This window comes from Anoxynatronum sibiricum, from assembly GCF_039414295.1.
Classification (GTDB): domain Bacteria; phylum Bacillota; class Clostridia; order Peptostreptococcales; family Tindalliaceae; genus Anoxynatronum; species Anoxynatronum sibiricum.
This window is the reverse complement of the sequence record NZ_JBCITM010000008.1, coordinates 152,505-172,100: the sequence shown is the minus strand read 5'-3', so window position 1 is coordinate 172,100 and position 19,596 is coordinate 152,505. Positions and strand designations below refer to the sequence as shown.

Below are 19,596 nucleotides of genomic sequence, written 5' to 3'. Positions count from 1 at the left end.
TCATAGTATGATTGGAGGTGAGAAGGAGGGATTTCCATGTTGGAAGAGGAATTGGTTCAATTAGTCAATAAAATCACTTCTCAGAAATGTGAAAAACAGCATATAGAACTCAAGAAAGCATTAGGTGGTACACCGACTAAGCTTTATGATACGTTATCCAGCTTTTCAAATCAGATTGGCGGCGGAATTATCGTTTTTGGAATTGATGAAGATGCTGGTTATGAGGCGGTAGGTGTTTATGATGCCCAAGATCTTCAAAAAAAAGTTGTGGAACAGTCTTTGCAAATGGAGCCGGTTGTTAGGCCTTTGTTTACGGTGGCAACTGTAAAAGAGAAGATCGTCGTAAGTGCGGAGATTTCAGAATGTGACATTTACGATAAGCCCTGCTTTTATAAAGGGGCAGGAAGGCTGCGGGGGTCTTTTGTTCGTGTTGGTGATTCTGATCAGCCAATGACAGAGTACGAAATTTACAGTTACGAAGCCTTTAAAAGAAGAATTCATGACGAACTTCGCACTGTTGATCGGGCAACCATGGCTTATTTGAAAAAAGACAACATGACTGAATATCTATTAAAACTACGCAGACAAAAAAACAATCTTGCTAACCTTGAGGATCAACGAATACTCGAAACTCAAGGCATAAGTCAAGATGGTTTGCCAACTTTGGCAGGATTGATGCTTCTTGGTGAATACCCGCAAGAATTCTTTCCACAGCTAAGCGTCACTGCGATGGTGGTGCAAGGAAAAGAGATGGGGGAACTTGGTGATGATGGAGAACGATTTGTAGACAATAAACGAATCGAGGGCACCATATCTCAGATGCTTGAAAGTACATTGGCTTTTGTCCGAAGGAATATGAAAGTCAAAACCATTGTTACAGAAGAGGGGATGCGGGCAGACAAACCAGAGTTTCCCATTAAGGCAGTAAGGGAAATAATATTGAATGCATTGATTCACAGAGATTATAGTGTCCATACAGAACGTTCGCCCATAAGGTTGGTCATGTATGAGGATAGATTGGAACTGGAGAACCCCGGGGGCCTGTACGGTAGAATAACTGTCGATGATTTAGGTAAAGCAGCTGCAGATACAAGAAACCCTTATTTAGCAGGTGCATTGGAAATAATGATTGATACTGAGAATCGATTTTCTGGGATTCCGACTGTTATCGCTGAACTTAAAAAAGCTAATATGCCCGCTCCTGTATTTATCGATCGGCGAGGTGCATTCAAGGTCATTTTCTATAAAAAGACAATCGTTCAGGATAAAAGTGCTGATCTTGCACAGGAAATAATATCCTATTGCAGGACGCCAAGAACAAGAGAAGAGCTCGCTGAACAGTTTGAATTTGAAACACCCAGCTATTTTATTAAAACCTATCTATATCCATTAATTCAGGCGGGAAAAATTAAAATGTCATTACCTGATAAACCAAAGAGTAAATATCAGAAATACTTTTCATGAAGAAAAAGGATCTTCTTATCAATAAAAAAATCAAAGCCCACGGCACTGAACCCACTGCGCCAGGGGCTTTTGACGTTTCAGGAAGAATTTTATTGCAAAAATCGGGCTATGCTTTCCTGGCTGCTGCGATTTATCCAGTAGAAGGGAGGTGAGCACATGCCGATTCAAATCATCAATGAACAGGCCAGACTGCGACTGCGGTACATCGACAGCGTGGATGGCGAAGGAAACGAGAAGCTGAGCACCAGAAGCTTCAGCGGTGTTAAACCCACCGCCGCCGATGAAGAACTGCTGGAAGCGGCCCAAACCATGGCGGCCCTGCAGACGAAGCCGGTGAAGCACGTGATTCGTGCGGAAGAAAAAGAAATCATCGAAGCGTAGTCATTTCATTTGAAGAGTGACGAGGCGACAGCAAAGGAGGTGAAGGAATGAATAAGCGACTGGAACTGAACTTTCGCAAAACCGACGGTAAAACTGCCCGGATCACCCTCCAGGAACCCCGGGAGGATCTGACGGAAGCAGAAGTGGAAACGGCCATGAACAGCCTGGTGATGCAGGACGTGTTTGCCCCTGCCGGTGTTTCCCTGGCGGTGCCGGTGAGTGCCCGCATTGTCACCACTGAGTCTGAGGTCTTTGACTTCGAAGGGTAGGTAAGGTGGGGAAAAGGAGGTGCATTCCATGAACGAGCTGCTGAACCCTGTGGCTAATTTGGGGTTTCCCATTGTGCTTTCCGTTTACCTGCTGGTAAGGCTGGAAGGCAAGATCGATACCCTTTCTGCCAGCCTGCAGGACTTGGCCCGTTCCATTGAGGGGATGACAACCGGAAAGTAAAATGACAGATGGTGGTGCCAGTGGGCAGGAGAAATTGGGCAGGAGAAATTTCTCCTGCCTTTTTTAGTGCTTTTCTTTCTTGGTTACATAGGAAATGCCATGCGCAAAAAAACGGTGGATAACGTTGACGTATTGGTTTTAAGCTTTTTATTCACTATTCCCTATCACCTGTTCACTGCAAAACCCTGTCGCCTGTTCACTGAAAAACGGTTGTCGGCAGTTTTGTTCAGTTCAACGCTATTGGATGCTGAATGGAGTGATTTGGTAACTGACCCAGGGAAAACAGGTGAGCGATGGGTGGGTAGCAGCGAAAAGTGCAGCTGAATGAAAGGGAACACGTGTTCGAATTATTGTTCTGACCATGGTAAAGTGGGCTCACCGGTAAAACATGCAGGAACGCGTTCCTTGAGAAAGAGGCACAATGATGAATGATTTATCACCCACCCAACCCATGGAAAGAGAGGCGGCGGCTCAACTGGCAGAGGCGGCACGGCAGCAGCAGCCCGGCGCCCGGGAAAGCCTGCTTCAGCAGCTGTACCCTATGCTGGCGGCAGTGGTGCACCAGTACCCCAAAGTGTTTCCCAGCCGTGAGGATGCCCTGCAGGAGGGGCGGCTCATTATTCTGGAGGCGCTGTACAGCTACCGGCCTGAGCTGTCGGTTCCCTTTCTGGCCTATGTACGCCAGCGACTCTGGTACCATTTTATGAATCAGGCACGACGCAAGCAGCCCCTGCCCATTCTGGACAGTGCAGGGGGCGTGACCGGCGGCGGTTCTGGGCGAGGTGCAGGGTCGGGGGACGACAGGGAAGAAAGCTGGCTGGCCCGGCTTCCCGATGAAGGCCCCCTGCCGGAGGAAACTTTGTTGAACGAAGAGTTGCACCAGTGGCTGGCGGAAGCGGTGACCAATTTGGGAGAGGAAGATCGCCTGCTTTTTCAGGAGCACTACGGCAAGCAGAAGACCCTGCGGCAGCTGGCAGCAGAAATTGGCAGGCACCCCGTTACCCTCTCCCGGCAAAAGGCGGCCATGCTCACCAGACTGCGGCAACAGCTGCAGCCAAGAGGCAGCCGGTGATGGCTGGCAAAGAAGGGGTCCTTTCCTCGTCGTTCCATGAATGAACCCAATGGGGGAGTGAATGAAAACAGGTTAACAAGATAAAGAAGAACCAGTAGGGAGGATACACGATGACAACCATGAATCGAATCCAAATATCAGCGAATTTTCACCTTCATGAGTTTGAATGTAAAGATGGCAGCCATCAGGTGCGGCTGCATCCGCTGCTGCTGGAAAAGCTGCAGCAGCTTCGAAGCAAGGTGAAGCGACCGGTGATCATCACCAGCGGCTACCGAAACGCCAGTCATAATGCCCGGGTGGGAGGCAGTCCCACCAGCCAGCACCTGCTGGGTACGGCGGCAGATATTCGGGTGACAGGCGTCAGCATCCGGCAGCTGACCTTAACAGCTCAGGAGACGGGATTCACAGGCATCGGCATGTATGACACCTTTGTGCATGTGGATGTGCGGGCAACCCCCGCCAGTTGGGACCATCGTACAGGATGACTCGCTTTCTGATGAATGATTTTTGGCGGTTAGGAAATCCAACGGATGGGTAAACAAGTTACAGAAAATTGATTCAAGCATCGCTGCATCCCAGAGGTCTGTCCAATGGGATGCAGCAAACAGAGAGGGGTGACCACTTGAAAAAAGCACTTCACCGGAACAGCTCATTTTTGTGGGCAACACCAAATGACCAGGCAGCACCAAAAACCTTGAGTGGCAAGCTGAAAAGGGGATTACTGCTGTTGATTGTGTTGTTATTGACCATGCTGCCGCTAACCGGCTGCACCGACGACCTGCAAGGGTTGGAAGCGGCTTTTGAAGCCCTTGAAGAGCGGGCGGAAGCCGTGGAGGATCGTATTTTTGAAATTGAGTGGCATTTGGATTATGAGCAGTCACTCACCTTTGAAAGGCGCATGGAGCAGGCCATGGAGGCACTGGAAAAGTCATTTGAGTCAGAAGTGATGGCACTGCTGGGAGAAGACATGACTTACGAAAAGCTGGACAGGATGAGCGAAGCGGAAGTGCTGGCACTGCTGAATGAAGAAAGTGCGGCCAATCTCATCAACTTGCTGGATCAGCTGATTGACCGGCTTCATGTGACCATTGACGAAGTGGAGCATGCCTTGCTCCCCTACCGTAAAACCATTCGATTAACCATTAATGAGGCAGAGGGCCTTGTTAACGGCCGCATCCAGCAATTGGATCAGGCGCCTGTGATCACTGATGGCCGCACGCTGGTACCCCTTCGTTTCATTGGCGAAGCCCTGGGGGCATCGGTGGAGTGGAGTCACACAGAGCGGCGGGTGGTTTATACCCTGGGCGACCAGGTGCTTCAGCTGACCATTAACAGCAACGAGGCAACCCTCAATGGGCAGCCCATCACGCTGGAAACCGCCCCGGTGATTTCCGGCGGCCGCACCTTGGTGCCCCTACGAGTTGTCAGCGAAACCCTGGGATTTGACGTGGAGTGGATTGGCAGTAAACGCATGGTGGTGATTACCACCCCCTTTGAAGAAGCGGAGGATCCCTGGAGCCTTCCCCCTGAAACCCCTGCAGCTGTCAGCTACCTTCATGGAGTGGTAATCGATGCTTACTGGCTGGTAGAAGACCCCGCCATCACCCTGCTGGTGAAGGGTGAAGAAATGACCTTTGAAGCCCACCCCTCCACTTACTGGGATGTGGTGGAAGACTGGGACTATTACTCTCACTGGGGGCTGTTTCACGCAGGATTCAGCGAGGAAATGACACTGGTGTCCCTGGAGTATCTGGAAGGTGTCGAAGAATACATTGGCATTTTCGCTGATTATGAAGACGCGAAAACCCTGGCAGATGTGCTGGCCCTGGAAGGGAACCTGCTGACATTTATTGGTGTGGAGCACCTGCTGGACAGCGACGACCCCGACGCTTTGGCCGGCTTTGACACCATCATCAACACCCAGTTAACTCCGGCAAATGGAGAAACCATTCAACTGTCGGATGATGTGGTGGTGTATGTGGAAGGCGAAGATGGCCTGTTCCAGGTGGGAGACGTTGAAGCGGCGATGGGAGAAGCCTATGACTATGTGGAACTGTACGATCTTGACGGCGATCTGATTTACGACATGGTGATTGTGTGGCTCATTTAGAATAAGGATACGAGGAGAAGCAAGAGACCACCGGAACAGCAACCGGTGGTCTTTTTCAGTTCACTGGTTTACCTGCGCAGGGTAGCCACCAAACGATTGGGCTCCAACAGCAGCATCAGGGCATCCTCCATACGTGTCACCGCCAGATCGGCAACAGCAAGCAGCGGCCCATAGACGCCTTCGCCGCCGATGATGGCCACTGAAAGGGCGGCTTTTTCCAGCATTTTCATATCATTGGCCCCATTCCCAATGGCGATGGTCTCCTGAGCACCCAGGGATTCGACGAAGCTCTCTTTTTCCTGGGCGGTATGGGCGCCGCTGATGACTTTGACAGTGACAGCATCTCCCAGTAACTGCTGTACTTGTGGTGCTGTCTGGTGAGTATCGGCAGTGATCACATAAAGCTGTACATGAGGGGCCAGCTGGGTCAGCAACTGGTGAACAGACGGAGAGATTTCACCGCCAACGGCCAGGGTTCCGTTGAGATCAAACACAACCTGGTGGATGGTGTAGGTCTTGTCGCCGGGAATCTGTAAATGGAGGGGCATCGGCATTCTCCTGACTGTGTGGAATGTGCACCTTATCATTGGATGACACTAATGTATGCCATTGTTGGGCAAAAGGCAAGTGGGATGACACATGAAGCCCAGGAAAAAAATGATTCAGTGTCGCGTGGGAGATGAATTGAGAATCAGAATGAATCGGTTATCGTTTTGTAAGGCAATTGAATTTATAGAAAGTGGCTCAATACCTGCGATGTATAGCGATGTATAGAATTGACAGCACATCAAATATGATGTACACTAAATATACACCCAATATGATGACAGGAAGGACCCACCTAAGATGAAGGTCTATACGTATCATACGAATGGCGAGAAAGACTTAATCAGATAATTTCTGGATGATCTTCCTAAAAATGAAAGTGCCGAAGGATACTACATAATTGAACAGCTGGAAGCAAAAGGCATAGACTTCATGAGCTCTATTAATACGAGGCAGCTTGAAGGGAAATTGTGGGAAATAAAATTTCAGCGTCATAATAGGATCATGTACATATTAATAGATGAGGATCACATTTACTTACTGCATGCTTGTAAAAAACAAAAAAATAAAGCTGAAATGATTGACTTGAATAAGGCGAAAGCAAGAGCTAAAGAAATTTTATAGGATAGAGTAGATAAAGAGTTGAGGTGATTTCAATGCCATTTAAACAAATAAATGCTAAAAGAGTTATCGGGGACAAAATGCGACAGGATTCGGAGTTCGAGAGGGAATATCATAAAATCAAAGAAGAATATTTCCTTATTGATCAAGTCAAAAAAGCACGGCAGGCAAGTGGGATGACGCAGAAAGAGTTGGCAAGAAAAGTAGGGGTTAGTCAACAGGTAATCTCCAGATTTGAAAATGAGAAACATGTTCCTAAGCTGGATAACTTCCTTAAGATCTTGAATGGACTTGACTTGGAAATATCCATTAGAAAAAAAGCAGTACTGTGAAAATCCATTGGGAATCAACCATCTTTGAAATGAAAACAAAATGATAGAAAACAGCCTGAATCCACAAGAGGGATTTCAGGCTGTTTTTTACGCTTATAAGGGTGGGTAGTGTATCTTCCCGCTGAAGCGAGCCTGCAAAGATACGTAGGGGTGGATTTGCTTTTCTCGTTATAGTGTTGTCACGGTATAACGTATCAAATATATAATGATTTGTAAAGATAATCTGTTGCATGGCAGCGTTTCAAGGAAAGTTATTCCATCCCTAAATCATCGAAAATACAAGGTCTGCTTTTTAGAAAAAGAACTAAAAAAATATACTTATTGTTGATATCAAAAAAAACTTTCACAATTAAGGTGGTTATGCTATTATAAAGAAAAAAAGGGGGTGTTCCTGTGATCCCAAGAACAGCGTATTTGAACCAACTAATTGCCCATCGAAATCAAAAAATCATTAAAGTAGTTACTGGCGTCCGCCGTTGCGGTAAATCCACGTTGCTATCCCTTTATCAGGATTACCTTAAAAATAGCGGTGTAACCGATGAGCAAATCATTTCGATCAACTTGGAAGATATGATGTATGAAGAACTGCTGAATTATAAAGCGCTTTATCGCTATGTGAAAGACCGGCTTTGCGAAAACCAGTTCACCTACGTTTTCATCGACGAAGTTCAGAACTGCGAGTCTTTTGAAAAAGCCGTCGACAGTCTCTTTATTCAAGAAAAAGTAGATCTGTATATAACCGGCTCCAATGCCTATATGCTTTCTGGAGAACTGGCAACGCTGCTCTCTGGCCGTTACATCACCATTGATATGTTGCCACTATCGTTCAGGGAATACAGCCAAGCTGTTTCAGAATCTGAAAAGACGTTGCCGGAAAAGTTTAACGACTATCTACATCTGGGTTCTTTCCCTCATGTCGCTTTGTTGGAACGAAGCGTGGCCATGATCACTCCTTACATGGAAGGCATCTATAACACGATTTTGATTAAAGATGTGGCACAACGGGAGGGGATCAGGGATGTTTCTGTGCTGGAAAGCGTTATCAAAACCCTGGCCAGCGGGATTGGCAGCCCAGTCTCTATCAAGAAAATTGCAGACACCTTATCTTCCGGTGGACGAAAAATATCAGTCAATACGGTAGACAATTATGTCCGTGCGTTGACCGACAGCTTCATTTTTTATCGTGTGGATCGCTACGACATCAAGGGAAGGCAGCACCTAAAAACTCTTGGCAAATACTATATCGTTGATACCGGAATGCGCCAGATTTTACTATCTCAGGGGTCGCCGGATATTGGACATCTGATCGAGAATGTGGTGTATCTTGAACTCCGTCGTCGGGGGTACCGTGTGAACATCGGGAAGTTGGCGCAGCAGGAAGTGGATTTTGTGGCTTCCGGGCCTGAAGGTAGAATGTACTATCAGGTAGCCGCATCTGTTTTAGATGAAAGCACACTACGCCGCGAGTTAGAACCCCTTGAAAAAATCGATGACAACTATCCCAAGTTCTTACTTACCCTTGATGAAATTGGAAGCGGCAGCGATCACAGTGGCATTCGTCAGTTGAATCTTCTGGCATGGCTTTTGCAAATTAATAGATGAGGATCATAATGACAGAAAACAGCCTGAATCCACAAGAGGGATGTCAGGCTGTTTTTTTAACGCTTATAATGCTGATTAGTGCTTCTCTCCACTGAAGTGCGCCTGCATAAAGGAATTCAGCCAATACTCCTTTAGTTCCTCGACCGCAAGAAGGGCATTGGTCATCAGCGCCAGCATGGGAGAAGGAGACTGGAAGGACTGAAGGGCCAGTACTCTCCTTTCCGTTGATGAGAGGGAGCTGAAAACCAGTGGAGTGGGTTCGGTCGTCTCAAGTGAGAGGATTTCATCAGCCTTTTCCTGATGGCGGGTACCTTTGGATGTGCGGGAGCCGCGGCCTGTGTTGCCAGGGTGATCGCTGCTATCATCCCTGTCGTTGGAGTCGTTGGGTTTTTCCGGCGGAGTTCCGCTGTCATCCGGGTTTGGCTGGACATCAGGATCAGGCTCAGGAGTGGGGCTGGGCCTGGTGTCATCATCTGGTTGACCTGGGTCGGGTTCCGGGTGACTTGGATCTGGCGCAGGTGGATCAGGTTCAGGATCTTCACCTTCATCTGGATCAGGCTCAGGTACTGGCTCAGGCTCTGGATCAGGTACTGGCTCAGGCTCTGGATCAGGTACAGGCTCTGGCTCAGGTGCTGGTTCTGGAGGTGGTTCAGGCAAAGGAATCGCCTCAAGTGCCTTTAAATAAGGATAGCCGTCATTGATCAGAGAATCCAATCCCCACACAGATTCAAAGTTCCAGGAGGGCATTCCATTGGAAGTGAGAGCAGTGGTAAAAGTGGCAATACGCTTCATTTGGGTGGTGGTTCTTCCTGTTCCAAGCTCATTAAGGTACAGGCTGCGACCAGAAAAGGGCTGATCATAAAAACTGCTGATGACACTGGAAGCGCCACCCTTATGACCAACAAAACCACGAAATGTGGGGTTATCAGCAAGGATATCGGTGGAAGGTGGGAGGTGAACCACCACATAACTGCTGTTTACATGGCTGTTTTCCAGAAAGCCGACGGCACCGCCTATCCAGCGGCTGCTACCCCTCAGCGTGCCACGGCAAAATGAATCCATGATGCTTGTGTTTGCTTCAGCGTGACCTGCAATGCCTCCCAGTACATGGATGGCTTCACCGGTGACGAAGGTGCTGCACTGTGAAAGGTGCGTGTTGGAAACTAGACCGACTAAGCCGCCTGCGCTCCGCTCGCCAGCAAAGGTGACGGAAGCAGTAGAATTTTGTATCTCACCATCGATCAACTGGCCGGCCAACCCACCCACATTTCGCCGGCCTGTCACAGAGCCGCTGACCCTCACCTGAATCACTTCAACTCCAGTGCCCTTGCCCAGCAGTGCTCCCACCTGGTCGTACCCTTGAACGGTGGCATTTTCCAAATGAAGGCGCTTCAGGCTGCCGCCGGTCATGACGCCAAAAAGGCCGACGTGGCTGGTTCCTGCACCGCTGTGAATGGGCTGTTGAATGGTGAGGCCGGTGATGGGGTAATGGGCGCCATCATAGTGACCCCGAAAAGGGAAGGCGCTGTTGCCGATGGGTTCCCAGCCGACTCCTTCATTCCAGGGAGACTGGCCCAGATCGATGGGGGCAGTCTGGCGGAAATGAAGATTTTGTTGGAGTTCCAGGGATTCATCTTCGGCGGCTGCAATGACCAGTCGAATCTGAGAGAGATCTTCCGGGGTGGCGATGAGGTAGGGGCGCTCACTGGTGCCGTCACCGCCAGAAAAAGCCAGCTCATGGGAAGTAAGACGGAAGGGGGGAAATTGTCTTTGTGGGATCTCAGTTGGCCCATAAACTGCTTCAGTAACAGAGAAGTGGGGATTTTCATGGGCATAACTGAAAAAAGGAGGCATGCTGGAAGGAAGTTCAAAGAATTCAAAACAAGATGCGGAAGTGACGAATGTGAAAAAGGTAAGAAAGAGGCAGAAGGCGAAGCCGGCAATAATCCGCAGGTCCCTGAAAACAGGTGCTGCTGTCAGGAAGCGCGATAAAGACATTGAAAAAGGTGGCAGTGTGGACAGTGAAGTGTTCCAATGGGAGGGTACTGTGGTATTTCGACTGTCGGTGGATGGGTGGTGTGGCATTTGTCGCGTAAGCCTTGATGCAAACATAGCTGTCAACCTGGGTGCAATCATGGACGCCGGTCCTCCTGTCGTGGGTTCATGGTGATGTCAACGTCTGCATACGAACCATTCGACAAAAACAGTTAAAATCCTTTTGACAATTCGGATTTTTTTCATCGCATCAGCAGCTGAGGCAACAGATATTCCTGATACCCGGCCTGTCGGTGGGTGGCCAGCAGTTGTCCCATGGCCACCAGCTCAGGGTGACGAAGCTGTTCCAGCTGGTTTAATCGCTTGGGAGAAATGGTTTGCCGGGAGCGGGCCAGGTGGTAGTTTTCGGCAGTGTAGCCCACCAGCTGCAGGGTGGGATACCGGTTGAGCAGGCGCTGGGCGATGAGCAGGCCTTCCGGGTCGAAGTCGCCGGAATAGCGGAGGGTGATGCCATCGGCAGTGAGGCGGTCCAACAGCAGGTAAACCACCCAGTTGATTTGGCCGCTGGTGCACAGGGCGGCGGCCTGGGGGTGGGCCTGGGTGAAAGCATGAAAAACCGCCGGGTTCTCAGCGCAGAAAACCTGGTGATGAGGGGCGGTGATATGGGCCATTTGGGTCAGGTTCTGACGAGTGAGCACCAGGGGCTCCTGTCGCTGGTGGAAAGCCTGCCACCCCAGGGAGGCTCCCTGGGCATTAATTCCTTCCAACCCATAGGTGAGCACCGTGCGGTTGCCGATGTCGGTGAGAATGTTCCCCTGTTCCAGCAGCAGGGACTCAGCTTCTGCCGACTGGGGATAGGGGAGGTTTTCACGAAAGCTGAGATAGTAAAGGAATGCCCGGCGCAGGTAAGTGCCAGGGTCGAGGGCGTGGGGGTCTTTGGTAACTGCGGCGGCAGCTACGGGGAGCACTACGCCCTGGGGGTGGGCATGGCAGTGGGCTACCAGGGCATCCAAATGGGTCAGCAGTTGGCGCAGTCGGGAGGCGTTTTGGTGGTACAGGCTGCGCAGCCATTTGGCAGTACCGCCGGCAGGGTTGTCCAGGGCAGTTGTCAGCCATTGGGCCAGCAGGGGCTGGCGAAAAGCAGCGGTGACTTCGCTGAAAAACTGGGCTTGGGCAGTGGCGGCGGCTTCCTGCTGCTGTTGTCGGGAAACCAGGGGGCCGTCAAAGTAGCAGGCCAATAAGCCTTCCAGATCCATCCCCTGAAACCGGGTGGTCTGGAAGGCTTTTTCAAAGGCTTTCAGGGAAATAGACAGGCTTGCCTGACGAGACATGTCCTTTTTTAGGAGGCCCTGAAGAAACTCCCGCTCTTCGGGGGTGGGGTTGGTCAATACAAAGCGCCCTCCAACGGTTCCCAGAGACTGGTACCGCTGGGCCAGCCCTTCCATGATGCGCCGGGTTTCCCGGCGGCTTTTCAGATAATCACTGCAGGCCTGATTCATGGGCGGTGCCTCCTTTGATGATTCATGTGGGTGCATTGGCCGCTGCTGCCTCAGGTTGCACCAACAGGCGCTGGTGGCCGTTCCAGCGGTAGCGAAGGGTAGTGACAAAGGTGACGTTTTCCGGGCGGATCAGCTCATACACAGCCAGCTGGGGAACGGTGTCGTAGTCGCCGTAAAGCACCTGAGAGTTGGCAATGAAGCTGAGCTCCAGCTCCTGCACCAGCAGGCGGAACATATCGCGGATGTTCTTTTCATCCACTCCGGCAAAGGCTTCGTCCAGTGAAATCACCTTGGGGCAGTCGATGGCGCCTCCCTGGTATTTGGCGTAAACGGCAGAAAAGAGGGGCACGTACATGGCCATGGCTTTTTCGCCGCCGCTGAAGGTGAAAAAGGCGTTGTTGGTGAGTTCTTTCCGTTTTTCCCCTTTTTTGGTGTAGCTCAGCTGAAATTCAAACCACTTTCGATAGTCCAGCACTTCCCGCATCAGGGAGAGGAAGCCCCGGGGGTCTCCTTTTTCCTCAGACCGCACCTTGGCCTCTCTGATTTTAGACCGGAAGTGGCGAATGAGGCGGTCTTTCTGTTCCCGGGTCAGCAGGCTCTGGTCTCCCCGAAGCAGGTCCACCAGCTCCCGGGTACTCAGCTGGTCTTCGGTTTCGGCCTGGCGGGTGACCCATTTCAGATGAAAGGTGAGGCCCATGGAGGTGTCCATGTGGCTCATCAGCGTGTCGATTTTTTTCACCCAGCCTTCGCTGTGGTAGATCTTGGCGTTGATTTTTCGGCTGACAGACTTGATGAGAATTTCCTCAAAAAGCTCCCGGTCCTGCTCGCTGAGCAACTGGGCCTGCTCTTTCATTTGCGCCTGTATCCACTGGGAAAGCTGGTAAAAATGAATGGTGCGTCCTTGCACCCGGGCTGTCAGGTCGATGCGCTCCAGAAAACTCCGTTCTTCTTCTGACAGCACCTGCTCCTGCTCCTCCCTGGGGTCTTCCTGCTGGAACAGCAGGGACCCCTGCAGGTGATATTCTGCCAGCTCTCCCTGTTCTTTCAGCAGAGCAGCGGTGACAGACTCCCGGCGGCTGAAGACGGTTTTGCCTTCTTCCAGCACATTGCTCCACATCTGAAGCAGGTGTTTGGCGGTGGCTGCCATGTTGGTGCCTGCCTCGGGGTCAGGGCTGTCAGCGGCCAGGGGTTCGTGGGGGACTTCGGGTGAGCCAGATTCCTCGGTGGTCTCAGGTGTATCCACATACCCCAGGCGCCATTCGGCTGCGAAGGCGGTTTCATACAGCTGGCGCCGCCGGGTGAAGGTGTGCTGACGGCTCAACAGGGTTTCCAGTTCTTGGTGCAGCTGGTGGCCGGTGGCTTTGGCAGCGGCCAGGTCGTCACTGAGACGCTGGTACTCCTGGGGGAGGGTTTTCAAGGCCTCCCGGCAGGCGGTGAGCTGCTGGTGTATGGCCTGGAAGTCAGCGGTGGCCAACTGGGCTTCAATGGCCTGGCGGCGTTCCTGATGTTGCCGCAGCTGTTTTTCCAGCTGAAAGAGGTCGTCTCGCAGGTCATCCTGTCGGTTGCGGCAGTCTTCCAGCTGCCGGGCCAGCAGGTGCAGCTGTTGCCGGTGATGGCGGCACTGCAGGTGGTGGCGGGTGAGGGCATCGAAGTGCTGCCGGTAGGCTTCCATGGCCTCCAGGGCGGTTTCGTAGGCCTGTGTGGTGCGGGGAAGGGAAAGGCGGCTGAGACTTTGGCTCACCTGAGCCTGCAGGGTTTTCAGTTTTTGGTAATGGCTTTCAGAGACGGTTTTCAGCCGTTGTTCCTGCTCTGCCAGGTCTTGTTGCCGGCGGCGGGCGGTGATTCGGTCTTCATGGGCCACGGCCAGGTTGTCGTCGGTGGGAAACTGGCCCCATTCTTCCTTCATGAGGGAGAGGTGGTCTTCCATGGCAGCCAGTTGATTTTTAAGCTGAACTTCTTCTTCCCGCAGGGTGTGAACTACTTGGGCCTGGGCGTCGATCTGCTCCTGTAGGTAGCGGCGGCGGGAAGCTGCTCCAATGAAACGGGAAGGGGCGGTGCGGCTGGTTTTGCCCACCAGGGGACCGGTGCCATAAAGCCCTGTTTCCGGTGAAAGGTGAAAGCGGTGGTCTTCCGGGTCCAGCAAAATACTCTGAAGAATTTCCTGCACCAAATGGGGGGCAGGGGCCTGGGTATCGGGGGTGAGGCAGGCGCTGAGATTATGGCTCAGCAGGGCAGGCTGGGCAAAAAGGTACCGGTCGCTGTGGCCGGGATCCATGGCCAGCACGGTTTCCCGATGCTGGGGGTCTACCACCAGGGCGTCCAGCAGGCCCAGGGAATCCAGGGCTTCTTCCAGTGAACCCCGCAGGTCTTCAGGGAACTGGGGGTCGAAATCCAGTACCCGGTACAGGGGCTGGTGGGGAATCTGCTGCTGGGTGAGGCGCTGCCGATTGGCGGTGACTGCGGCGGTGCGGGTGGGGGTTGGTTCCTTTTGGGCTTTCAGGGCCTTCAGGGTTTCCAGGGCTTCCTGAAGCTGCTGCTGGTGCTGGGTATGGCGGCTCTGCAACAGGCTTTTTTCTGTTACCCCCTGACCGTGAGCGGCCTGAAAGGCCAGGCGGGCAGGCTCCAGAATCTGATCGAAACGGTGGGGCTCCCCATATTGAAAAGCCCGTTCGGTGACCAGATGCAGGACAGAACGTTCCATAGTCAGCCCCTTCAACTGACCGTGCCAGGTAAAGACAGCTTCAGCAAACTCTTCTTTCACCTGGTTCATTTGGCCTTCGGTGGCGCTGACCTCCCGGTCTTGCTGTTCCCGGCGGCGGGTGGCGGCCTCGGCTTCGGCCAGAGATGCCTCATAGGCGGTGGTGGCCTGATCTTGCTGTTGCAGCAGGGTGAATCCTTCTTTCACCTGCTTGGTGTATCGGCCAATGGCCTGCCGGTGGTGCTGGAAGGTTTGGTCGACGGCTGTGTCTGTAGCGGGGTCGGCTTCTCCCTTTGCGTCGGTGTCCGGGTCTCCACTTGTTGCCTGGTAAGGGGCGGGGGTTTGCTTTTCGTAGTCGGCGGCGAAAAAGGCGTGCTCGTCGAAGGCGGTGTCGTCTTCAAGGGAGGCCAAGTTTTCCAGGCTTTCGGCAATGGCTTTTTTCCCCTGGTAAAGAGCGTTTTCTTCCCGGCGCTGCTGGGCTGTCAGCTGGTGTTCTTGGCTTTTGGTTTCTTCCAGGCGGGCTTCTTTCTGCTGTAACTGCCCCTGCTTTTCGGTGATGTGGGTGGTGAGGGTGGTGTTTTCCTGGCTGAGGCGGTTCAAGTCGTGGTCTTGCAGACTGGCCAGCAGTTGTTCCTGTGAGTCTTGCTGGTGCCGGTTTTCCTGCTGTTGGTGGTGGAGGGTTTCCTGGCGGCTTTCATTTTCCCGGCGCTGCTTTTCCAGCTGTTGGTGGTGCTGTTGGTTGTGGTTTTCTTCCTCCAGGGCTTTCAAAAAACGCTGGGCCTTGGCAGCCAGCAGGTGTTGGTTGTATTTGTCGTAGTGGTGCTGAATGCGGCCCAGGGCCTTGTGGGAGGCTTTCAGGGCGTCGATTTTCAACTGAATTTCATCCATGTTTTCAATGGCCTCTGACATGGGGCGCAGGTCTTCGTCGGTGAGGGTCACCAAAGAGTTTTGCATGATTTCGTACATGGTGGTGGGCTTGAACTCTTTGGACAGCTTGGGGCTGCGAATCTGAATCAGCAACTCAATGAGCTCATCAAAATCGCTCAGGTCTTTGTAGCCAAAAAGATGTTCATTGACGGCGGCTTTGTAGTCCCGTTGGCGGGTGAAGAGCAGGTTGCCGGACCCCAGGCGGTTTTCCAGTTCCTTTTGGGTCAGGGGAATTTTATCTCCCAGGTCTTTGTAAAGGGAGAGGTCGTGGCCGGACCCCAGGCGGCGGTTGTCCAGCACCAAAAAATACCAGGTTTGCAGGGGGGCGTTGCGCCGGGCCCGCATGCCCATGCCCAAAGTGAGGTACCGACCTGCGGCGGGCTTGGTGAACTCCAGAAAAAGGTAGCCGGTGCGTTCTTCCAGATCAAGGCCGTCGCTGAGCAGGTAGCTTTCCATGCGCCGGGCTTTGGAACCAAAGGGGTCCAGTCTTTCGGGGCTTTTGTTGCCATCGAAGAGGAGGGGTACCAGGCTTTGCATGGTGACGGATTTACCGGAACCATTGGCTCCCCGCAGCAGCAGGCGGCCGTTTTCAAAGTGAAAGGTTTCTTCATCGTAGTACCAGAAGTTGATGACACCTGCCCGGTGAATCAGCCAGGATTCGGGGGCAGGGGTTTTGACGGGGTTTCCTGGAGTGCCAGTGGAATGAAGGGGTGTGGACATGGCCAGGTTCCTTTCCGGGTTTCAGATGATGGAGGGGCCATGGAGCCCATCAAGGGGTGTTCCTGTGGGTGGCTTTAGGCCTGGGCAGCTTTCCCTGAAGGGGGTGTTTCCTCGGTTTCGCCGGCTTCTGCCGTGGCGGGTTCGGTGTTGGGTTCAGTGGCGGTGGGAGGCAGGTAATCTGCCGGGTATTCTCCCGTCATTTTTCCCAGGGCAGGCAGCAGGATCACCTCTTCTTTCAGGTGACCGGTGGTGGCCATGCCGAAGCCAGTCATCATGGCCAGCACTTCGGTGGACAGCTGGCGCTGGGTGGCTTCCCGGTAGGCTTTGCTCCAGCCGCCGGCATAGCGGGTGGTGATGGCCATGAGCAGGTCTTCCCACTGGCCCCGGGAAAGGTGAATCTCATCCCGTTGGTTGGGGGTAAGGGTGCTGTCGGCCAGTTGGCGGCGTACTTCGCTTCCCAGCTGGAGAATGATGTCGCTCAGGTTTTTTCGGTTGGGAAAGCTGTCTTTCAGACTGCTTTGCTCCGGGAAAAGGACCATGGCGGTGTTTTTATGGAGGTGAAGGCTGGCCTGCAGGTGTTTTTCCAGGTCATTCTGAATGACGCTGCGCTGGTTCTTGATGTAGAGAAAATCCGGGTCGTCGTCGGATTCCTGATACACCACGGGTTCCATGACCAGTCGGCGGTACACCCGGTGGCGGCGGATCAGTCCCCGGTCGGCTTCGCTGCCCTGCCATTCCAGCTGCTGAAAGTCTTCCAGGGTTTTCAGGGGGGGGATATCAAAGGGGAATCGGCGGAGAAAGTACTTGGAGGTGCCGGTGTTTTCATACAGGACTTCCTGGGAGGCTTCTGAAGCGGCAAAAAGGGAATCGTCACCATCGCTGGTCAGAATCATGCCTTCTTCCTGTAAAAAATGCAGGACTTTGATGAGGGCCCGGCGCTGGGAGTACTGGGTCCAGTCCAGGGGTTCCGGGGATTCTTCCTGGGCGGTGTTGCCCCGCAGGTAGTCAGTGACCTGGGAAAGCACAAACTGTTCCTCTGGCTCCAGGGTTTCCAGAAACATGAGGGTGTAACAGAGAAGGACATAGCAAAAAGGGCTGTCGAAGGTGTCGATGCCCATCCAGGGGTGGCTTTTTCCCGGCACTTTTTCCACTTTGATCAGCAGGGGATTAATGATCACGCTGTACCCCAGCTTTTCCCGAAAGAAGTCCCGGTAGGTGAGGTACCGGTCTTTCAGGGTGAAATACAGGTCAGGGTCTTCTTTTTTGCGAACCCAGCGGCGGTTCAAGAGGGTGCGAATTTCTTCCATGGGCGGGCTCCTTTGGCTGAAATGACGAAAAGGCGGGTGGGTCAGGGGTCGGATGGATCAGGTGGAGCAAAGGGCTGTTGGCTGTCTGATGGTGCATGACAGATGACGGGGTTGGCGGGTAAGGGCACTGAGATCAGCCCATCCTTGTATCTTCAGCAGTCACATTAAAGTCCAGCACATAGGCGGGCATCTCCAGGCTGCCGTCAGATGATTCCAGGCGGCACCGCCGGGTTTCTCCCGGGTTGGCCAGGCGAAACTTCAGCCCGTGCTCGGTAATGGCAATGCCCCCCTGCTCCTGAAGGCCACGGGAGAGCCACGTGAGCAGACTGCGGCGGACGCTGGGGTCAATGACTCCCAAAGTCTCAAAGGCGATTTCTCCCTGCTGCAGGCAGTTCATCAGCACAGCCTGTTCCTGGCGGCGCTGGGCCAACACCTGCTCTCGCATGGCTTGCTGTTCTGCCTGGCGGTCAGGGATGGCGGTTTTCAGCATTTTTTCCCGGTACTGGCGCACCCGGGGGGTAAGGCGGTGAAAGAGGGGCGGTTCTTCGTAAACAGAGCGATGGATGCTTTCTGTCTCCCGCACCAAATCTCCGGCAAAATGCCGATAGCCTCCCAGGCCAAACACTTGAGAGGCCAGCTGATGGGCGGCATCAAGGGTGGGCTGTTGCTGAAAGAGGGTGGCGATCTTCCGGTATTCTTCCCGGCGGCTGGTGTACTGGCTGCTCATTTCAAGAATGCCGGCGGCATAACGGGTGATGCGGCGAATAATTTCGTTGGTCATGGTAAGAATGGTCTCCACTTCGCTTTCCCGGGCGGCACTGCCCTGAAAAAAACGGTGGAGGCTCTGGTATTTGCCCTGAAGGTTGGTGTACACATCTTCGGCTCGCAGCTGCTCTGCATCCACCCGGGGAATACTCATTTCATAATGGGTAAGACGCTGCCACAGGGTAGCCTGCATCTCGGGGGTGACCTGGCGCAGCAGGCCTTCGATCTCTTGGGAGTGGTGCTGCAGTTCCTTGATAAAATGGCGCAGGTAGTCCACCAGCTTTTCTTTGTATAAGAGGAAGCTCTTGGTTTTCATCAGCTCTTCTGCCCGGGCGCTTGACCAGTCTCGCAGGTAGTCCTGGTAATCCTGGTTCAGCCGTTGAAAATCATGGCTCAGTTGCTGCCACCAGCCGCCCAGTACGTTGGTGTCGCTGGTGAGCATCTCAGGCAGACGCCGCAGGGCTTCCTTGATCCGTTCCAGCAGGGTGGGGTCAAGGGAGCTGCCTTCGATAAAGAGGTTTTCCAGGCGCAGGGTCATTCGTTCAATTTCGATGGCATATTCGGTCATTTGGTACCGGTACTGTTTATTGACAAACTGCTGGTAGGTGCTGACCTTGGCAGTGTCCTGCACGGCGTTGAGGTTCCGCCATTCCCGCAGGGCTTCCAGGTCTTGAAGGCACAGCTCCAGGGTGTAGTCCTGAAAAGCGGCTTCCCGACGCAGGTGCTCGAAGACATCTTCTTTGTGAAGCCACAGGCGATATTGTTGGACAGAAATGTAGAAAAAGCGCATGATGGCCCGGTAGCGCCAGGCGTTCTCCACAGAAAGGTATTTGGTTTCGGTGATGGGTTTTAGGGTGCGCTGATCCAAGGGTGGCAACCCCCTTTCAGAATGAAACTCTATGGCTACTTTACCGCAAACCAGTGGCATTTTCAAGGCTGGCAGATGAATTGAGGCAAAAAGAAGGGTGCTGAGAGGCGAAGGCGTGTGGAAGGTGGAAAGTGGAAGGTAGAAAGTGGAAAGTGGAAAGTGGAAGGTAGAAAGTGGAAAGTGGAAAGTGGTTAGTGGAAAGAAAATCAGGAAAGGGGAAAATATGGTACAATAGTCGG

Annotated in this window: 19 protein-coding genes; 13 read left to right on the top strand and 6 right to left on the bottom strand. The window is 52.7% G+C overall.

All coding sequences use genetic code 11. The features are described 5' to 3' along the window. Positions 1-36 precede the first annotated feature (36 nt). The 9 genes from AAIG11_RS09745 (at position 37) to AAIG11_RS09705 (ending at position 5,477) form a co-directional block, all read left to right on the top strand. A complete protein-coding gene (locus tag AAIG11_RS09745) occupies positions 37-1,464 on the top strand; it encodes an ATP-binding protein (RefSeq protein WP_343186056.1) in 1,428 nt (475 codons plus the stop codon). Next, a complete protein-coding gene (locus AAIG11_RS09740; RefSeq protein WP_343186055.1) occupies positions 1,461-1,616 on the top strand; it encodes a hypothetical protein in 156 nt (51 codons plus the stop codon). Before AAIG11_RS09745 ends, AAIG11_RS09740 begins: the two co-directional genes overlap by 4 nt. 4 nt (positions 1,617-1,620) lie before the next feature. Next, a complete protein-coding gene (locus tag AAIG11_RS09735) occupies positions 1,621-1,845 on the top strand; it encodes a DUF1659 domain-containing protein (protein WP_343186054.1) in 225 nt (74 codons plus the stop codon). A gap of 47 nt (positions 1,846-1,892) precedes the next feature. Next, positions 1,893-2,114, top strand: a complete 222-nt coding sequence (locus tag AAIG11_RS09730) for a DUF2922 domain-containing protein (protein WP_343186053.1) — start codon at positions 1,893-1,895, stop codon at positions 2,112-2,114. 28 nt (positions 2,115-2,142) lie between these two features. Further along, on the top strand, positions 2,143-2,295 hold the full coding sequence (locus AAIG11_RS09725; RefSeq protein ID WP_343186052.1) for a YvrJ family protein: 153 nt from the start codon (positions 2,143-2,145) through the stop codon (positions 2,293-2,295). Between the two features lie 99 nt (positions 2,296-2,394). Continuing rightward, positions 2,395-2,619, top strand: coding sequence for a hypothetical protein (locus tag AAIG11_RS09720; protein WP_343186051.1), 225 nt, complete (start codon positions 2,395-2,397; stop codon positions 2,617-2,619). Positions 2,620-2,719: 100 nt separating this feature from the next. After that, a complete protein-coding gene (locus tag AAIG11_RS09715; protein WP_343186050.1) occupies positions 2,720-3,367 on the top strand; it encodes a sigma-70 family RNA polymerase sigma factor in 648 nt (215 codons plus the stop codon). A gap of 110 nt (positions 3,368-3,477) precedes the next feature. Then, a complete protein-coding gene (locus tag AAIG11_RS09710) occupies positions 3,478-3,852 on the top strand; it encodes a YcbK family protein (protein WP_343186049.1) in 375 nt (124 codons plus the stop codon). Between the two features lie 137 nt (positions 3,853-3,989). Continuing rightward, a complete protein-coding gene (locus AAIG11_RS09705) occupies positions 3,990-5,477 on the top strand; it encodes a copper amine oxidase N-terminal domain-containing protein (RefSeq protein WP_343186048.1) in 1,488 nt (495 codons plus the stop codon). 68 nt (positions 5,478-5,545) lie between these two features. Here AAIG11_RS09705 and AAIG11_RS09700 read toward each other — a convergent pair whose 3' ends face one another. Continuing rightward, positions 5,546-6,025, bottom strand: a complete 480-nt coding sequence (locus AAIG11_RS09700; RefSeq protein ID WP_343186047.1) for an HAD hydrolase family protein — start codon at positions 6,023-6,025, stop codon at positions 5,546-5,548. A 352-nt stretch (positions 6,026-6,377) separates the two neighbouring features. Between AAIG11_RS09700 and AAIG11_RS09695 the strand changes: the two genes are divergently transcribed. The 3 genes from AAIG11_RS09695 (at position 6,378) to AAIG11_RS09685 (ending at position 8,578) form a co-directional block, all read left to right on the top strand. Then, positions 6,378-6,647, top strand: a complete 270-nt coding sequence (locus tag AAIG11_RS09695) for a type II toxin-antitoxin system RelE/ParE family toxin (RefSeq protein WP_343186069.1) — start codon at positions 6,378-6,380, stop codon at positions 6,645-6,647. Between the two features lie 32 nt (positions 6,648-6,679). Further along, positions 6,680-6,976, top strand: a complete 297-nt coding sequence (locus tag AAIG11_RS09690) for a helix-turn-helix domain-containing protein (protein WP_343186046.1) — start codon at positions 6,680-6,682, stop codon at positions 6,974-6,976. A 393-nt stretch (positions 6,977-7,369) separates the two neighbouring features. Further along, entirely contained in the window at positions 7,370-8,578 is a 1,209-nt protein-coding gene (locus tag AAIG11_RS09685; RefSeq protein ID WP_343186045.1) for an ATP-binding protein, read from the top strand. A gap of 75 nt (positions 8,579-8,653) precedes the next feature. Here AAIG11_RS09685 and AAIG11_RS09680 read toward each other — a convergent pair whose 3' ends face one another. Further along, the gene (locus AAIG11_RS09680; protein WP_343186044.1) at positions 8,654-10,432 is read right to left on the bottom strand and encodes a GLUG motif-containing protein; all 1,779 of its coding nucleotides are present in this window, start codon (positions 10,430-10,432) and stop codon (positions 8,654-8,656) included. On the opposite strand from AAIG11_RS09680, the gene AAIG11_RS09675 reads away from it, so the two are divergent. Next, complete coding sequence (locus tag AAIG11_RS09675; RefSeq protein WP_343186043.1) at positions 10,431-10,748, top strand: hypothetical protein; 318 nt, start codon at positions 10,431-10,433, stop codon at positions 10,746-10,748. The two genes, AAIG11_RS09680 and AAIG11_RS09675, sit on opposite strands and share 2 nt — an antisense overlap. 67 nt (positions 10,749-10,815) lie before the next feature. On the opposite strand, the gene AAIG11_RS09670 is transcribed toward AAIG11_RS09675, so the two are convergent. The 4 genes from AAIG11_RS09670 to AAIG11_RS09655 form a co-directional block, all read right to left on the bottom strand. After that, positions 10,816-12,072, bottom strand: coding sequence for a TIGR02679 domain-containing protein (locus tag AAIG11_RS09670; RefSeq protein WP_343186042.1), 1,257 nt, complete (start codon positions 12,070-12,072; stop codon positions 10,816-10,818). A gap of 22 nt (positions 12,073-12,094) precedes the next feature. Beyond that, positions 12,095-16,417 carry a TIGR02680 family protein gene (locus tag AAIG11_RS09665; protein WP_343186041.1) on the bottom strand — a complete coding sequence of 1,441 codons (4,323 nt, stop codon included), beginning with the start codon at positions 16,415-16,417 and terminating at the stop codon, positions 12,095-12,097. Between the two features lie 74 nt (positions 16,418-16,491). Continuing rightward, a complete protein-coding gene (locus AAIG11_RS09660; protein ID WP_343186040.1) occupies positions 16,492-17,724 on the bottom strand; it encodes a TIGR02678 family protein in 1,233 nt (410 codons plus the stop codon). Between the two features lie 133 nt (positions 17,725-17,857). After that, positions 17,858-19,357, bottom strand: a complete 1,500-nt coding sequence (locus tag AAIG11_RS09655; protein WP_343186039.1) for a TIGR02677 family protein — start codon at positions 19,355-19,357, stop codon at positions 17,858-17,860. Positions 19,358-19,596 lie beyond the last annotated feature (239 nt).

Excerpts from the sequence above, each read along its gene's own strand:
- AAIG11_RS09745 (WP_343186056.1), top strand. The coding sequence starts at position 37 with ATGTTGGAAGAGGAATTGGTTCAATTAGTCAATAAAATCACTTCTCAG.
- AAIG11_RS09740 (WP_343186055.1), top strand. The coding sequence starts at position 1,461 with ATGAAGAAAAAGGATCTTCTTATCAATAAAAAAATCAAAGCCCACGGC.
- AAIG11_RS09735 (WP_343186054.1), top strand. The coding sequence starts at position 1,621 with ATGCCGATTCAAATCATCAATGAACAGGCCAGACTGCGACTGCGGTAC.
- AAIG11_RS09730 (WP_343186053.1), top strand. The coding sequence starts at position 1,893 with ATGAATAAGCGACTGGAACTGAACTTTCGCAAAACCGACGGTAAAACT.
- AAIG11_RS09725 (WP_343186052.1), top strand. The coding sequence starts at position 2,143 with ATGAACGAGCTGCTGAACCCTGTGGCTAATTTGGGGTTTCCCATTGTG.
- AAIG11_RS09720 (WP_343186051.1), top strand. The coding sequence starts at position 2,395 with ATGCGCAAAAAAACGGTGGATAACGTTGACGTATTGGTTTTAAGCTTT.
- AAIG11_RS09715 (WP_343186050.1), top strand. The coding sequence starts at position 2,720 with ATGAATGATTTATCACCCACCCAACCCATGGAAAGAGAGGCGGCGGCT.
- AAIG11_RS09710 (WP_343186049.1), top strand. The coding sequence starts at position 3,478 with ATGACAACCATGAATCGAATCCAAATATCAGCGAATTTTCACCTTCAT.
- AAIG11_RS09700 (WP_343186047.1), bottom strand. The coding sequence starts at position 6,025 with ATGCCCCTCCATTTACAGATTCCCGGCGACAAGACCTACACCATCCAC.
- AAIG11_RS09690 (WP_343186046.1), top strand. The coding sequence starts at position 6,680 with ATGCCATTTAAACAAATAAATGCTAAAAGAGTTATCGGGGACAAAATG.
- AAIG11_RS09675 (WP_343186043.1), top strand. The coding sequence starts at position 10,431 with ATGCTGGAAGGAAGTTCAAAGAATTCAAAACAAGATGCGGAAGTGACG.
- AAIG11_RS09680 (WP_343186044.1), bottom strand. The coding sequence starts at position 10,432 with ATGCCTCCTTTTTTCAGTTATGCCCATGAAAATCCCCACTTCTCTGTT.
- AAIG11_RS09670 (WP_343186042.1), bottom strand. The coding sequence starts at position 12,072 with ATGAATCAGGCCTGCAGTGATTATCTGAAAAGCCGCCGGGAAACCCGG.
- AAIG11_RS09665 (WP_343186041.1), bottom strand. The coding sequence starts at position 16,417 with ATGTCCACACCCCTTCATTCCACTGGCACTCCAGGAAACCCCGTCAAA.
- AAIG11_RS09660 (WP_343186040.1), bottom strand. The coding sequence starts at position 17,724 with ATGGAAGAAATTCGCACCCTCTTGAACCGCCGCTGGGTTCGCAAAAAA.